Source organism: Bernardetia sp., from assembly GCF_020630935.1.
Classification (GTDB): Bacteria; Bacteroidota; Bacteroidia; order Cytophagales; family Bernardetiaceae; genus Bernardetia.
Genome location: NZ_JAHDIG010000014.1, coordinates 32,614 through 48,010 on the forward strand (window position 1 = coordinate 32,614; position 15,397 = coordinate 48,010).

Sequence of the window (15,397 nt, forward strand, 5' to 3'; positions counted from 1 at the left end):
ATAGATTTCTTTAATAATCTACTTTTATTCCATGATAATTTTCTTGTGTTTCATAATCTTTTCGAAGTGGAAAACCTTCCCAGTCGGCTGGCATTAGAAGTCTTCTGAGGTCTGGATGGTTTTCAAATTGTATTCCTATCATATCGTAGGCTTCTCTTTCATGCCAGTCGGCAGCTTTCCAAATTGAGGTAAGCGAAAAAACGGTAGGGTTTTCCCTTTCTAATACAACTGCTAATGTCAGAGCATGTTCGTGTGGGTAAGAATAAAGTTGATACACCACTTCAAAAGAATCTTCATTATCCAATGCTGTAATACAAACTAGATTATCAAAATATAGTCTCTCATCAGAAAATAAAAAAGTAGCTAGTTTTAGCAATACTTCTTTATTTTCTATCAAAAGACGAGGTTGTAGAGTTTCCATATTTTGAATAGAAATAGCATCATCAAATTTTTCTGCTACAATTTTTACAATCTCTTCAAAAAGCATAAATTATTTTTATTTTTTCGTGATACTACTGGCAAGCCTTTGACCTACCAACATACACCTAAAGCAACTATTCATCATCATCAATTCGGTCTTCCTTGCGAGGAGGTGGAGGTGGTGGCAAATCTGATAGTTCATCTCGCTCTTTTTGTTTATCCTCTCTGCTCATTGGTGTACCTATGTTTCGGTTAGGATTAGGGCTTTTTCTGTTTTTGGTTTCATGTGAAGGTCGTCTTTCAGAAGAAATACGCCCTGTTGGAGCTTCTCTAGGTTCATCTACTTCTGGCGTGTTTTGATACACTTCTTGCAGCTCATCTTCCATAATTAGTTTTCTAAGACGATTATATTTGTAACCAATTCTGAGCAGTATTGCGCCAATAATCACAAAAGTAATAATGCCTTCTACTCTTCCCATGTGCCAAAAATCCCACAAGAAAAACTTAATTAATAAGACAACAAACAAAATCAGAGCAAACAAACGCACTTCTTTTATTTTGTACCTCAACCCTAAAGAAATAGCAGCTATCGATAACAAAGCCCATAAAATAGGATACCCAAATTGATTATTTGTTTCTAAAATGGCTTCTTTAGCTTCCACACCATCACTCATATCATAGAAAAGCCAAACAACAGTATTTCGCAGTTCTAAAGATGAATATGCCACCACAGCAAAACAGAGAATATAAATTGTAGTAGCATAGACCACAGACTTATCTCCATCATTGTAGTACACATCACGAGCAAGCAAGACTAAACCAAATATGGTTACAAAAAGATTGATATAATGTCCTAAATATTGAGAAAGTGCATTGCTATTAGTAAGCCAGTGTGATTCAGCCGATTTTGTACGGATATGTTCTAAGAGCAAGTCCATTGCTTGAGGCTGTACCAGTATTAAATAAACAAAAGTCATGAGAAAAACCATTCCTCCCATAATCTGCATTACACCATTCCACTTTACTGTCTTGGCAAACTGCCAAACACCTACGGCATATACAATATTGAAGAGACCTATCAGAATCAATCTAAAATCATCGCTTCCAAAGTTATTAGCCTTATGAATAATGAGCTCTAGGTTGCCAATGAAGAATAAAATCATTAGCATAAAACCACCTAGAAAATTGGTGTACATTCCTATATTAATAAATCCAATATCCTCTTCTTCGTCTTCATCTTTTAATAGATAAATAGAAAAAGCAAGTCCTACCATCGTTAAGAGACTGCTCAAAACGGCACCATTGAGTAAAAACCTTCGTGTCAAATCATTTTCATACGACCAATATAAATCTAAAAACCATACAAAAATAGATGCTCCAATCAAGAACATAGAAGCTGTTTTGAAAACACTCATCTGTGAACGAACTCCCACCCAAATCAAGATTACTCCTTCAAAAACAAAACAAACATTGATATATTCTTTATCTACTAGAAGTGGAATAGCAATCGTAAAAAATGCTATGGTATAGCCCACGACAGTATAAAAAAGTTTGACATCTGCACTATCAGACTTGTAGAGTAAGTAAGAATAAATAGAGTTGAAAACTGCCAAGCCAAAAATAAACGCTCCCAAATATCCTAAGCTATCAATCTGATACAAGACATAAAAAATAATGACAACATAAGAAATTACATTTGCCAATAACATGGTGTAATTGAATCCCTTTAAGCGTTGTCTAGTTCCCATACTGTACACTATGTTCATTAAGAAAAATGTAACATAGTAAAGCGTAGAGAAAATCAGTGCTGTACTGACATTATTTTCTACATTAAAGTCAGCCAAAAATACCCAAATATCAAATAAAAGAAGGGAAGTGAAAAATGTAAAAATATTAATGATATTCCATTCCTTCTTGTAAGCTATGCCTAGAGCAATAATATTGAGTAGTAAAAGGTAGGTAAAAAGGGCAAAATAGTTTGTTGTCTCAAAGCCTACCACCACAAAAGCTGTAACATATCCTCCTATAATCGAAACTAAAGCAAGCGTTTTCCTATCGTGTGCTATCGCCAAAACAACAGCCACAAGAGTAATAAGTAGATTAATAGCATACGCCCAAATCTGACTACCCACAGAATAATACTCAAAAAGTAGCGTGGCTGAATAATAAAGAATTATCATACCACCCACTAGATACGTCGCACTAAGTGTTTTGCTACTGTTTCGTTGATGGTGTGAAAGTCCGACTAAAATTCCTCCTACTGTAAAGCCTATAAATAACTGTCCTATATTTCCAATAAAGCCAGCATCAATACCAAAATTGATAAGCATAATTATACCCACGACGAGCATAATAATCCCTACTTTATTGAGCAAGTTTTCTCCTAAATATTCTTCTAAACCTTTTTTACTCTGACTATAAATATTTTCTAATGTACGAGTTTGTTGTTGTAGTGTAGCCTTTTTTGGCTGATAACGGGCATCAGGTTCTGCCCTTCTTTCTTGTGCTTCTTGTTCATCTTCTCCAAAAACTTTTAAATATACTCTTCTGCCTCGCCCAACCATATCACCTGTCTTGCGTGCGCCCTCTCGCATTCCCTTATATTCTTTTATTTTATTTTTATAAATGCGTTGGGCAAGTTCATCATCTTCAATAGTCAAATCACTCATCTGGCTAAGATGATGATAAATAGGGTCTTTCTTTACAAATTCTTCATATTCTTTATCAAAACGACGCAAATATGAACGAGTTTCCTGTATTTCTTCTCTAAAGCCTTCAGCAACTTTCAATAAGTCGCTTTCCTCATGTTCTGTTTTTTTAGGTGCAGAAGTATAACGTTTTGGCACAAGATTTTTGGGAATCTGATTTAGATTTTGATTGGGAAATTTATCATTCTCATCAAAATTATCTTCACTTTGCTTGTCTTTAGGCTCTTTTTTAGGATTATTTTTATCGTCCATAGCTAACTCAATTATGAATTGTTCAATTACGAATTACGAATACATAAACTACGATGTGAGAACTTATTAGATGATGTGATGCTACCTACTTTTTCTGTTTAATAAAAATAAGTAAAAAGATGCTTGTTAAGTAAAAAAGTCTTCATCTAAATTTAATTCGTAATTCGTAATTTTTAATTCTTAATTAATTTATATTTATACTGATTTTTCTTCTGGCTGTCTCCAAAGTTCGCTTACTTCTTTTTTATCTACAACAAGTAATAAACGAACAGGGTTAGGCACAAAAACCAAACGAGCATCCATTTTAGGAGCTTTTGCAATTTCAAACTGAACGGCATCTTGTGGCTTAAAGCTATACTGCTGTCCGTATTCAGTTTCTTCTAATGGCGAATAGTTGCGAGCAATATAGGCGATAGGAGAAAGAACATCTAACCCTGGGCTATGTTCTTCATACAAATCTTCTAAAATATCTTCTAAATATTCACCATAATTCGACAAAAAGTCGTCTTCAAAATCGTGTAAAATTTCCTCTGCATCATCATAACTCTCATCATTATAATCCATATCTGAAAGCATGCTACGCTGTTGAATAATTTTTTCAAGGTCTTGATTAAGGGCATTAAAGTCCATAGTCTGATATTGTTTTAGTTTTTAACAGGGCAACTAATTTACAAAAGTTGTTTAAAAATATAGTTGTATAATTGTCGGTACTGACCTATCTCGGTCTGACCTTAGTCTATTAGGTCATTCTCGCTAGAGCAGACCACAAATAATTTGCTTTTTCTCTATTGGCTTCGCCGACTCTCAAGTCTTAAGACAACTTCACAGTATAAAATCTTATACTGGTAAAATAGTTATATAAAAAGTAAATTTATTTCTTGATGTGATTAATTTTCTAATTTACGAATATTTTGTAATCAAAACAATTTCATAAAAATAAGCCTACAAAAAAAACTTTTTATCCATTGATTTCGTATAATTTTGGACTAATCATTCCACAATTATAAAACTACATAAAATGGATAATACTATCGTACTTACTTTAGAAGATGAAAGAGTAGAAGAAGCCATCTATTTTCTACAAAAAACTATTCCTTCGGTTACTCCCAAGCTATCGTCTGTGGCAAAACCTCATTGGGGCAAAATGACGCCTCAACACATGATTGAACATCTTCATACAAGCGTTATTGCCTCTACTATAATCAAAAAAACACCTCCACTTCCTCCTAATACAAGTCAAAAAGAAGCCAAACAATTTCTAATTTATTCTCCAGCCGATATGCCTAGGAATTTAGATAACCCCGCCTTTCGTTTTGGTTTACCAGATTATAAAAACCCATCACTTGAAGAAGCCAAAACAAAGCTGCTTTCTTCTCTAAACCGTTTCTTTGAGATTTATGAGGGCAAAGAGGAGGATTATAATTTTAATCTATTTTTTGGAGATTTACATAGAAAAGAAACTATAGTAATGCATCACAAACACTTCAAACATCATTATATGCAATTTGGACTACTTTAAATATTACTTTTTCAGATAAGGTAAGCCTTAATCGCTACGCAAATACATGAATTTCAAAGCCAATGTACGCATTGGCTCTATCCTTCCATTCCTTATTTTCTGCTTTCCTCTAAGGCTTCTTTGATTCTTTTTTCTGTTTCTGCAATCAAAGATGTTGAGCTTTTTCCCTCTTCTAGCCATACTTTCATGTCAATAGGCTCTAAAACCTTTAAATAATAATGTATTCCATAAGGAATAGGCTTGAAGTTATAGCGTTGCATTCTCCAAAAGTTATCTACCACCACAGGCACAACAATAGGAGGAGTTTCTGCCATTGCCTTAAACATCGTCAAGAGTCCTGCTGGCTTAAAATCTAGCATTTTACCATCTTTTGAACGTGTTCCCTCTGGAAAAATACAGCCTGCATAGTTATTTTCTGCTATGTATTTAGAAAACTTTGTCATTTCTGTCAGAGCTTGTTTCCTATCTTTTCTATCTATAAGCACTGAACCTCCGTGGCGAAGATTATACGAAATGGCAGGTATTCCATACTCAATCTCTTTTTTGCTGACAAACTTAGGATGATATTTTTTGAACACTCTCATAATAGCTGGAATGTCGTACATACTTTGGTGATTGGCAACAATCAAAATAGGTCGGTCGGTAGGAAGATTGGGCTGTTTTGAAGAAGGAAGCTTTGCGCCTAATGTATAAAGGGCTTGCATCAGCCAAAAAATCATATAATCTACACTTTTTTTATGCCCTTTATATCCAAAAAGTTTAAGACCTATAACTTGTGCGACGTGAAAAATACAAAGCGTACTAAAAAAAGCGACAACGAAGATAGGTGTAACTATCCAAGAAAGAATTTTTTGAAAGGAGTTCATCTAACGTATTTTTAAAGTGAGTGTTTTTTTGGTAATTTTTTCGGTGCAAATTTGGTTAATTTTTAGACAAACAAAAAACGCTACTTCAAAATGATTGAAGTAGCATTTTGCACTTACACTAAACCATCAACGAGCTTATAAGCGTCGTTGAGATGTGAGATTAGTCTCCATCTCCACTATCGTACGTAATTGTAATTCCTAGAAGTGATGTCATTTCACTTTTAAAGAAACGAGTAAGTTTTTGCATTTCGGTTAGCAAATCGTTGGCTGGTGTTGGGTTAGACTGAATCTGTGTTTGTAATGATTCGTTTGGCAAAGAGTTCATTACTTGATTTACGGCTTCTAATTGCGTTTTGGTTTCAGCTACTAAGGTTTCTCCACCTTCTACGCTTTCAAGATATTCCTCAAAGCCAACTCCGTCTTGTCCGTTTAGTGATTTTCCGTACCATATTCTTTCAATATTTGCAAAATGAGCTTTCAAAAAAGTAACAGATTCTTCACTATAATAGGCTTCTACTAAAGTTGCGTCAGATTGTGTTTGTCCTGCACGTCTGCCCAAAGGCAAACCTAGTTTGAAATTTTTGATACTCTCAAAACTTTTGTTCCACTCATTGAACAGAATAGAAACTCCACCTCCTGCATCTGTTCCTGTATTGTTTATAAATTCTTGCGTATAGCCATTTTGCCAAGCTGTATTGACTTTTTCTACTTCACTTTTAATGTTTTGTACTACGGCAAGCAAATACTCTTTTCTGTTTTGGTCTGTATATTTTTCTAGGATATTTTCATTTGTTTCTTTTCCAAAAAGTAAATATTCTGCACCTAAAAACCCTCTAGCATCTCTATCAAAATTGCTTAGTGAAGCATCGCCAGCAGCAATATAGTTTTCAATTTTCGTTTGGCTTGCTGGAAAAGTCCCAACATTTTCTGTAAGTGAACCGAGCGTTCCCTGTGCAGGTCCAAAGTTGTAGGCATTGGCATCTTGAAAAGACAAATAAGCTGTTTTCCACGTATTTTGAGCATTTTCTAAAGTCGTAATAGAAGGGTTCTGAACAAAACTTTGTATCGCTTCTGCAAAAGATGCTGTATTTGTATTCAGATTTTGATAAGAAGGAACAATCAAGTTCGTAGCAATATTTTCTAATAATTCTTTTCTATCAAACTCTGTTTTTTCTGTTTCTGTATCTGTCCCACAGGAAGAAAGCCCTAAAACAGAGAGAGTTGTAAAAAAAACAAAGTAACATTTAAAAAAAATATTTTTCATAGATGTAGTTGTATATAAAACAGTATAAGGTTTAAAAATCATTAAAATAAAAACAACTTAGAAAGAGGTTTTTCCGTACATTATAGAATTAGCCTCATTTCAAAATAAGAATATTTCATTCATTATTTTTGTTTAGACTAATTTTAAATAGCTTGATTCGTGGCGACAAAAATACGTCTCACGTCTTGATTTTGCAAATCTTGAAAGGCTTTATTGCTTTTATCAAATATTTTGAAACAGAATATTACTACTAAGATGTAGATTTTGGTTCGCTGCTACGAAGCTGATACTAATTGTATTTTCCTAACTACCAATAGACAGCCCTTACAGGGCTTTTAATTATTCATTTTACATTGTTCATTTACTTCTATGCCCTACTACGCTCATATTTTAAATTCTGACTCACACGCCCACATCATAGCACGCCAAGACCCTATTACTGGAGATTCTGTAGAGGAAAATGATAAGGTTGTTTTCTGTGCAAGGTGTAAATCTTGTTTTTTGGAAGATAGTTGGCTCTATATGAATGAACAGCACTGCGACCAAACAGAAACACTTGATGCCGTTCCCAGTATGCCTATGCGATTGGTAGCAAAGAAAAATACTTCTCAACTGATTGCTCAGATGTTCAATACAGGTATTCATCTTGAAGTGGTTTTGAGTTTTACTACGGTTCTTTTCTTTATTTCATTTTTTGCTATTAGTTTTATTAATGGCAACTATGGCAAAGAACTTCCTTTTAGTATTGCCTTTCTCATAGCTGGAGTTGGGTTGGTGGTGTCTAGTATTCTTTCTTCTATTCCCAAAATGAGATTCTTGTTTGGAAATCACCCAAGCGATGTACGCATCATGAAAACCTACATTCAGTTAGGCAGACAACAATTTTCTCTTGAGTATGTGAAGCAAATAAAATATCAGAGAGAAATTCAAATAGAAATAGTGGATGGCATACGTGAATATTATATTCCACTTGAGCCTTGCCTTTTGATTTATTTTCATAGTGGAGACTTCATGATGCACAAACTGCCCACAAGTCAATACAAAACTGTGGCTAAGTTTTTAAAAGAACTAGAAAAAGTATCTTATCTGAAAGAGCTTTTCCTGTATAGTGAAAACAAATATGAGTACGAAACCATACAACGCATTCAAGCAAATAGTAATGGACATATTGTGGTAGGCGAACCTGCTCGTTTGCTTCATACCTTTTAATTTTTTCTACTCTAACTCAATAAAAATGTCATATAAAGCTCATACATTAACTTCAAGCCACTCTCATATCATCGGCAGAACTGACCCTATTACAGGCGATACAGTCAAAGAAAATGATAGAGTAGTGTTTTGTGCTGCTTGTAAGTCTTGTTTTTTTGGAAGAGAGTTGGGTGTATATGAATAAGCAGCATTGTGAGCAAGCTGAAACACTTGAGAATGTTCCTGTATTAGAAACTAAGCTGGTTGCTAGTAAAAATCAACTCATTGCAGAACTTTTGAATACAGGTATTGAAGGTGAATTTGTAATGCGCTTTACCAGTGTGCTTTTTTTTGTGTCTATTATTATCATTACACTCATAAACGAAAACTATTACGCTACATATCCTGAAAACCAAAAAATATCTTTCATTTATGTGTTTTTTATCGTTTTTGGAGCTATTATATTTTCAAGTATTATTTCAACTCTTCCTCAGTTGAGATTTCTAACTGGAAATCATCCAGATGATATACGTATTCTAAAAACTCATATTGAATTAGGGAAAGAACTCTACGTTTTTTTAGGAATAACACAAATTAAATATAAACGAACAACCAACACGACTAATACAACTCTCACATATAATGATGATTCAAAACCTTATTTGTCAGTTCACTTTACAAACGGACGATATGTAGAACATAGTCTTCCTACAAGTGATTACAAAACAATTAGTAGATTTCTTATCAAATTAGGGAAGGTATCCTACTTTACCAAACTCTCATTGTATAGCGATAACAAAAATGAGTATGAGACTATAAAACATATTAAGCAAAACAGCAATGGAGATATTGTAGTCGAAGAACCAGCATATTTAGTCAATAGTAATTAGTTTTTTTCTACTCTAACTCAATAAAAATGTCATATAAAGCTCATACATTAAACTCAAACCACTCTCATATCATCGGCAGAACTGACCCAATTACAGGAGACACAGTAAAAGAAAATGATAGAGTAGTGTTTTGTGCTGTGTGTAAGTCTTGTTTTTTGAAGGAGAGTTGGATTTATATGGGTGGACAGCATTGTGAGCAAGCCGAAAATCTAAAAGAACTCCCAAAACTTTCTTCAAGGCTCAACATCAAAAACCGAAGTAATGAGATTATTGCAGAGGTAAAAGATAGTATGCTGAACCTATATGTTGTGGGAATTACACTCTTTTCTTTTATATTTTCTATACTTCTTCTAGGAACATCGGAAATGATAATTGCTCAAAATATGATGGTAGTTCTTCTAGTTTCTTTGTTCATAACTTTTTTTGTGGCTTTACTTTCTCCAATTATAATCTCACAAGATAAAGTAAGAAGTTTTTTGGGAGACGAACTTAATGACATACGCTTATTTATGAATCGAATAGAAATTGGCAAAGACAGTTTTTCTTGGAATGATATAGAGCAGATAAAATATCAAAGAGAAGTAGATATTGTTGTATATGATGGAAACAGGGTACAAGTTTACCCATCTGCTCCATACATATTAGTTTATTTTAAAAATGGAAAGTTTACAAGGTTTCTTTCACCTACTAAAAATTACGACCTTAATAAAAACCTCATTATTGGGATGGGAAAAATCGCTCATCTAACAGAAGTATTTTTCTATACGGAAGATTTAAGAGAATTAAGACTAATGCAAAATATTCGTCAGCGAAGAAATGAGAATATAGAAATAGGATACCCTAACAGATTGTATGATAGAAAAGGAAATTTTATGCTTGATTCAGTAGAAATATAACAAAATGCCAAATTACCACTCACACATACTAACTTCAAACCACTCTCATATCATTGGAAGAACTGACCCTATCACTGGCGACACAGTCAAAGAAAATGATAAAGTAGTGTTTTGTGCTGTGTGTAAGTCTTGTTTTTTAGAAGAGAGTTGGATTTACATGGGTGGACGGCATTGTGAGCAATCTGAAACACTTAAGGATATTCCTGTTGTTGAGACAAAACTTGTTGCTGGAGGAAAAAAGGAGGAACTAGTTGTAGAACTGAGAGATATAAGTCCAAATGTAATTAGTAAAATTATAAATTCGTTTTCTTTCGCTTTTGGTTTCTTAGCTTGTGGTGCATTACTCATCAAATTCTTTCTTATTAAATCACAAGTATTTGAGATATTGCTCTTAGTTATAAGTTCAATTGCAGGTTTAATTGCAGCATCTATAAGTAGTATTTTGACTTCTAGCAGAAGGTTTAAACAGATTACAAAACGAGACATGAATGATATACGTATTTTTAAAACACATATTAAAGTTGGAAAGAAACGCTACTCTTTAGTAGATATAAAACAAATTGAATATTTAGGACGTGCTAATCCTAGTTTATCGTTTCATTTTGCAAATGGACAATATATAGAATATGACCTTTTTACTCACAGCTATGACCTACTAGAGCTAGAGAAAGTATCTCATATTACTAGACTATCGTTACATAGCGATAATAAAGACGAGTATGAAATGATACAGAATATTCAGAAAAGCAGCAATGGAGATATAGTCATACCTGATTATTTTGTCTTTGACTAGATTTATTTTTACTATTAACAAAAAATGCCCAACTACCACTCACACATACTAACTTCAAACCACTCTCATATCATTGGAAGAACTGACCCAATTACAGGCGACAGAGTTAAAGAAAATGATAGAGTAGTGTTTTGTACTACTTGTAAATCTTGTTTTTTGAAAGAGAGTTGGGAGTATATGAAAGAAGTACATTGTGAGCAGGGCAGTACACTTGAGGATATTCCTGTTGCTTATTCAAACTTTGTTGTTAAAAAAGAAAAGTATAGTCCAATATATCAGTTAAAAACACACTCCATCTACACAACTATTTTTTCTCCTGTTTTTTACTTTCTAGTTATTTATGGGGTTACTATAAATAATTCTAATCGTTCACTTATGTTTTTAGCTGCAACTGCTTTTGGAGTTATGTTAGGTACTATTACCTCATTGATTATTAAAAAATTAAAATTACTGACTGTAAAATCAGTATGTCTATTTAAAAACCGAATAGAGATAAAAAGACAATCTTTCTTTTTTGATGATGTAGAACAAATTAAATTCCAACGAGAGATGGAAAGCTTTATCTCATCAAATGGTCAATATAATACCACATCAAGGACACCAACATTATTTATTTATCTTAAAAATGGAATGAGAAAAGATATTAGTTTTCCGACTAAAGACTATAAAACTGTTGATTTATTCTTAAAAGGATTAGTCCAAGTATCTAATACTATCAGAATATCTTTTTATAGTGAGCAATCACAAGAGTATATAGTTATGAAACAGATTGCAGAAAATTCTAAGAGCAATATAACTGTAAGGCAGCCTGTCCAACTATTAGATGATACACTCTACCCCCATCAATTTTAAAAATAATGACATACCACTCACACATATTAAACTCAAACCATTCTCATATCATCGGCAGAACTGACCCAATTACAGGAGACACAGTAAAAGAAAATGATAGAGTGGTATTTTGTGCTGCTTGTAAATCTTGTTTTTTGAAAGAGAGTTGGGAATATATGAATGAAGTACATTGTGAGCAGAGCAGTACACTTGCAAGCATTCCCCTTTTACAATCTACCATAATTGCTAAAAAGAAACCCAAATTTATTGTAGAAATAAGGAACAATAATTCTAGTGGTATTTTCAAATTACTCTCTTTCATTTTTACAACTTTCACTATTGGCTTGCCCTTACAATTAATTTTTGCAGTAGAAAATGCTATGTTATTTGGGTTATTAGCTGGTTTTATAGTTGTTCCGATTGTTTCTCATTTTTCCTCTTCTCAAAAGTTTAAGCATTTTGTGGGAGAAGATAAAAAAGATGTTCGTCTATTTACAACACATATAGAATTAGGAGAAAGTGATTATCTTTTAAGCTCTATTAGAGAAATAAAATACCAAAGAGATATAAGCACTAATTTACCCAGTCTGCTACTTTACTTTCAGAGTGGAGGTTTGATTGTTCACGGTTTGCCTATTGTGGAAGGAGAACAAACTGACAAACTACTAACAGGGTTAGCCAAAATTTCAAAAATGGTAAAGATAAGTTTCGCTAGTGGAAATAGAGGCGAACTGCGTACTATGCAGAATATTCAGGCTCAAACAGAAGGTAATATACAAGTTACAGGATTAGAAAACATCAATGAAAGAAGTGAAAGACAACCTACAAACTATCTACCCAATAGCTTCTACGAGGAGTTTCGTAATGCTGTAGAAGCTCATCAAAATAGCACTCCTAATGAAATCATAACCACTAGAAACGAATCTACAGAAGAGTACAACAATTATTATGATAGATTTATGGACAACAGAAGACGCTAATATAGATTAATACGAAAAAAGCATTTCCAAAATCAGTCAGAAACTTTTTTTAGAAATGCTTTTAAATAGGATAGAATTGTTTAATTTTCGTATGTATAAAACTAATATCAATTCCTGTAATGTCTTAAAAAATGTAGCCAACGCTGACCGCTCAACCATCTACCCTTGCTGCCTTCCGACCCTGGGGGAGTTCAACAGGAGCTAGTCACGCTGACTACGATGCAAAGGTACTATTTTTTTTTGGAGTTGCAAGCAAAAACTTCATCTTTTTGCACTTCATTTTCATATTTCACAATAAGTACTTAAAAATCATTGAGTTACATTTATTTTATTTTTTAAATAAAAAATTAACTCATTCCGATTTTAGCATAACATAAAAAAAGCACTCTTAAAAAGATTAAGAGTGCTTTTAAAATGTCTTTATAAAAAATATAACCAACGCTGACCGCTCAACCATCTACCCTTGCTGCCTTCCGACCCTGGGGGAGTTCAACAGGAGCTAGTCACGTTGATTACGACACAAAGGTACGAATCTTTCTTAGAAATACAATAGCTTGGATAAATTTTATCGATAAAAATCCTTCAAAAATTTGCATTTCATTCCTAAGTTACTTATTTTAAGAGGTTTATCTAATCAGTATTTTTATATTTTTTTTCTAAAAAACTAAATAGTTGCTCTCATTGCACAAATAATCTAGGTTTGTTGTTGGTCGCTTCAACAAAAGGGCTACCAATTTTTATTCTGTCAGACCACCTGTAAGGCGAATGAGTGTCGTATTAGCATCAATTAGATTATAAGTAGCTTGTAATTCGTTGAAGGCTGCATTTTGAAACGTATTTTGGATTTGGCGATAATCAAAAGAATTGATAAGTCCAGAGTTGTAACGCTCTTCCAAGATTTCTAAATTCTGTTCGGCTACTTTCTTACTTTCGGTAGAGAGTTCTAAAAGCTGCTTTCGAACATTGTACAAATCAAAAGCTCTTGCCAAATCTCTGGAAAGTGTTAATTGCGTTTGTCCGATAGAAAGATTACCTATATTTTCAGAAATTTTGGCTCTCTGTACGGCTCGTTTTAGTTGTCCTCCATTGAAAAGTGTAAAGGAAAGATTAAAATTTAAAAAGTAGTTTGTTGTAGTGGCATTTATGGGTTCTGTTGGAGCTGCACGGTCGCCAGAAAAAATAGCTTGGCTCAAATCCTGTCTATTAAAATTATAAGAGTTTCCTGCCGAGACGGAAAAGCGTGGCGTCATAGCAGCTTGATTGAGAAGAGTAGCATCCTTTAAAATGGCTTGAGAAATAAGAAGGCGATTCAAATCTGGGTTAGCTTCCAACATTTGTTTTTCCAAATCTTCAAACTGATAACTCTCAGACGGAGCTTCTAGTTTTGCATTGATTTCATAGACTTTTTCTACTTCCTTTTCTCCCATCAAAACATTCAAATCACGTACAGCATTTCTATAAACGAGTTCTTGATTTATCAAATTTATAGAATCTGTCAGAAAATTGGTTTTTGTAAGGAGTGTTTCGGCAGTAGTGGCAGTTCCGAGTTCTATCTGCACTTCTGAATATTTATTTCTATCTCTTGAGTAGTTTAATACTTTCTTCAAAACATCAATACGTTCTTTCTCCAAAACAACCCTATAATATCCTAAAATAACGGCTTGAATAGTGTTTTGAATTACTATTTCTGCATTGCCTTCCGATTCTTCTTGAAGTTTTTCTAGGCGATGTTTTGAAATTTTGGTTCTAAAACCATTAAAAATAACCCAATCTACATTTATAGCAGGCTGAACGCTATTATTAATGACATTTCCAGCCAAAAAGGAAGCAGGGTTATCGATATTATTTATCGTATTGTTTTGTTGTAATAAGAGGCTTATAGTTGGGTAACGCCCTGTTTCTCCCCAGCTGTTGTTTAGAGTAGCTTGATTGATGCGCTCTCTTTCTATCAAAATTCCATAATTATTTTTTAGACTTTTAGCTATCGCTTCTTCTAAGGAAAGTGCATCGTTAGTAGTCTTGAATACTTGATTTTGAGCAAATGAAGTAGTGAAAAATAGAGGTACAAGAATAAAGGCAAAATATAGCCAAAGAGAAGGAAAAATATTTTTCATAAAAATAAGAAATCAATAACTTGTAAAATAGTAGAAACAATGGTGTTTTCTAAGGAGTTACAAAACAACTCAATTCCTTACAAAAGGATAAAAAAATAGAGATAGATTAAGAATTTTTAAAGTTGTAATAGGCTTTAAACAATAATTAGTAATTTGCATCTCTAAAAAAATGAAATTGAAATCTAAAAATGACACTATCCTAAAAATAATGAAGTTATCTTATCTTATTCTGTATAATTTTTTCCTAATATTTTTTATTTTCTCTCTGAGCAGCTGCGAAAAAGTAGAAGACGAAGTAGAGAGTGATTCATTTATAGGAAAATGGAACTACACTTGGTTAGATGTAGTCACATATCAAAATGACACTTTAGTTTCAGAGTTCACTCTTCCTGTGCAACCTAGTTCTTTTATAGAGTTTAGAGAGAATAATACCTACACTTCAGAATTGCTATTGCAAAACTCTATACCAATTTTTAGTACAGGAAACTGGCAATTTAATGAACAAACAAACACTATTCGTTTGGATGGTAGAGTAGAAGGCACAGAAGATTGGGAAATTCTTTTATTAAACAAAAATAATTTCCAAGTGCTTTATACTGATATTATTGAAGGAGGTGCTGATAGCGATTTAGTTCTAAAATTAGAAACCACATATACTTTTAAACGATGAAACCCA

15 protein-coding genes and 2 other RNA genes are annotated in these 15,397 nt (G+C 33.3%); 9 read left to right on the forward strand and 8 right to left on the reverse strand.

The features are described 5' to 3' along the window. Window positions 1-10 precede the first annotated feature (10 nt). The 3 genes from QZ659_RS05890 to QZ659_RS05900 form a co-directional block, all read right to left on the reverse strand. The gene (locus tag QZ659_RS05890) at window positions 11-487 is read right to left on the reverse strand and encodes an NADH-quinone oxidoreductase subunit C (protein WP_291723348.1); all 477 of its coding nucleotides are present in this window, start codon (window positions 485-487) and stop codon (window positions 11-13) included. Window positions 488-554: 67 nt separating this feature from the next. Then, complete coding sequence (locus QZ659_RS05895) at window positions 555-3,380, reverse strand: DUF2339 domain-containing protein (RefSeq protein WP_291723352.1); 2,826 nt, start codon at window positions 3,378-3,380, stop codon at window positions 555-557. A gap of 195 nt (window positions 3,381-3,575) precedes the next feature. After that, window positions 3,576-4,010, reverse strand: coding sequence for a hypothetical protein (locus tag QZ659_RS05900; protein WP_291723354.1), 435 nt, complete (start codon window positions 4,008-4,010; stop codon window positions 3,576-3,578). 388 nt (window positions 4,011-4,398) lie between these two features. On the opposite strand from QZ659_RS05900, the gene QZ659_RS05905 reads away from it, so the two are divergent. Continuing rightward, window positions 4,399-4,899, forward strand: coding sequence for a hypothetical protein (locus QZ659_RS05905; protein ID WP_291723357.1), 501 nt, complete (start codon window positions 4,399-4,401; stop codon window positions 4,897-4,899). A gap of 92 nt (window positions 4,900-4,991) precedes the next feature. On the opposite strand, the gene QZ659_RS05910 is transcribed toward QZ659_RS05905, so the two are convergent. Beyond that, complete coding sequence (locus tag QZ659_RS05910) at window positions 4,992-5,765, reverse strand: lysophospholipid acyltransferase family protein (protein WP_291723360.1); 774 nt, start codon at window positions 5,763-5,765, stop codon at window positions 4,992-4,994. Window positions 5,766-5,925: 160 nt separating this feature from the next. Beyond that, window positions 5,926-7,029 carry an imelysin family protein gene (locus QZ659_RS05915; RefSeq protein ID WP_291723363.1) on the reverse strand — a complete coding sequence of 368 codons (1,104 nt, stop codon included), beginning with the start codon at window positions 7,027-7,029 and terminating at the stop codon, window positions 5,926-5,928. Between the two features lie 369 nt (window positions 7,030-7,398). Between QZ659_RS05915 and QZ659_RS05920 the strand changes: the two genes are divergently transcribed. From QZ659_RS05920 to QZ659_RS05950, 7 genes are read left to right on the forward strand one after another with little or no spacing between them, the layout of a single operon-like run. Continuing rightward, the gene (locus QZ659_RS05920) at window positions 7,399-8,238 is read left to right on the forward strand and encodes a hypothetical protein (protein WP_291723366.1); all 840 of its coding nucleotides are present in this window, start codon (window positions 7,399-7,401) and stop codon (window positions 8,236-8,238) included. Window positions 8,239-8,263: 25 nt separating this feature from the next. After that, a complete protein-coding gene (locus tag QZ659_RS05925) occupies window positions 8,264-8,422 on the forward strand; it encodes a hypothetical protein (RefSeq protein WP_291723369.1) in 159 nt (52 codons plus the stop codon). Next, a complete protein-coding gene (locus QZ659_RS05930) occupies window positions 8,415-9,107 on the forward strand; it encodes a hypothetical protein (protein ID WP_291723372.1) in 693 nt (230 codons plus the stop codon). The genes QZ659_RS05925 and QZ659_RS05930 overlap by 8 nt, the downstream gene beginning before the upstream one ends. Before the next feature lie 26 nt (window positions 9,108-9,133). After that, window positions 9,134-10,003, forward strand: coding sequence for a hypothetical protein (locus QZ659_RS05935; RefSeq protein ID WP_291723375.1), 870 nt, complete (start codon window positions 9,134-9,136; stop codon window positions 10,001-10,003). Window positions 10,004-10,007: 4 nt separating this feature from the next. Continuing rightward, a complete protein-coding gene (locus QZ659_RS05940) occupies window positions 10,008-10,796 on the forward strand; it encodes a hypothetical protein (protein WP_291723378.1) in 789 nt (262 codons plus the stop codon). A gap of 24 nt (window positions 10,797-10,820) precedes the next feature. Beyond that, window positions 10,821-11,648, forward strand: a complete 828-nt coding sequence (locus QZ659_RS05945) for a hypothetical protein (RefSeq protein ID WP_291723381.1) — start codon at window positions 10,821-10,823, stop codon at window positions 11,646-11,648. 5 nt (window positions 11,649-11,653) lie between these two features. Continuing rightward, window positions 11,654-12,607: a hypothetical protein gene (locus tag QZ659_RS05950; RefSeq protein ID WP_291723384.1), complete on the forward strand. Its 954-nt coding sequence runs from the start codon at window positions 11,654-11,656 to the stop codon at window positions 12,605-12,607. A 127-nt stretch (window positions 12,608-12,734) separates the two neighbouring features. Here QZ659_RS05950 and ffs (QZ659_RS05955) read toward each other — a convergent pair. The 3 genes from ffs (QZ659_RS05955) to QZ659_RS05965 all read right to left on the reverse strand — a co-directional run bounded on the left by ffs (QZ659_RS05955) (window position 12,735) and on the right by QZ659_RS05965 (window position 14,721). Continuing rightward, window positions 12,735-12,828, reverse strand: an RNA gene (ffs, locus tag QZ659_RS05955) — signal recognition particle sRNA small type. A 203-nt stretch (window positions 12,829-13,031) separates the two neighbouring features. Further along, window positions 13,032-13,127: signal recognition particle sRNA small type (gene ffs / locus QZ659_RS05960), an RNA gene on the reverse strand. Between the two features lie 217 nt (window positions 13,128-13,344). Continuing rightward, entirely contained in the window at window positions 13,345-14,721 is a 1,377-nt protein-coding gene (locus QZ659_RS05965) for a TolC family protein (RefSeq protein WP_291723388.1), read from the reverse strand. Window positions 14,722-14,890: 169 nt separating this feature from the next. Here QZ659_RS05965 and QZ659_RS05970 point away from each other — a divergent pair, with 169 nt between their 5' ends. Next, window positions 14,891-15,391, forward strand: coding sequence for a hypothetical protein (locus QZ659_RS05970; RefSeq protein ID WP_291723391.1), 501 nt, complete (start codon window positions 14,891-14,893; stop codon window positions 15,389-15,391). Window positions 15,392-15,397: the final 6 nt, after the last annotated feature.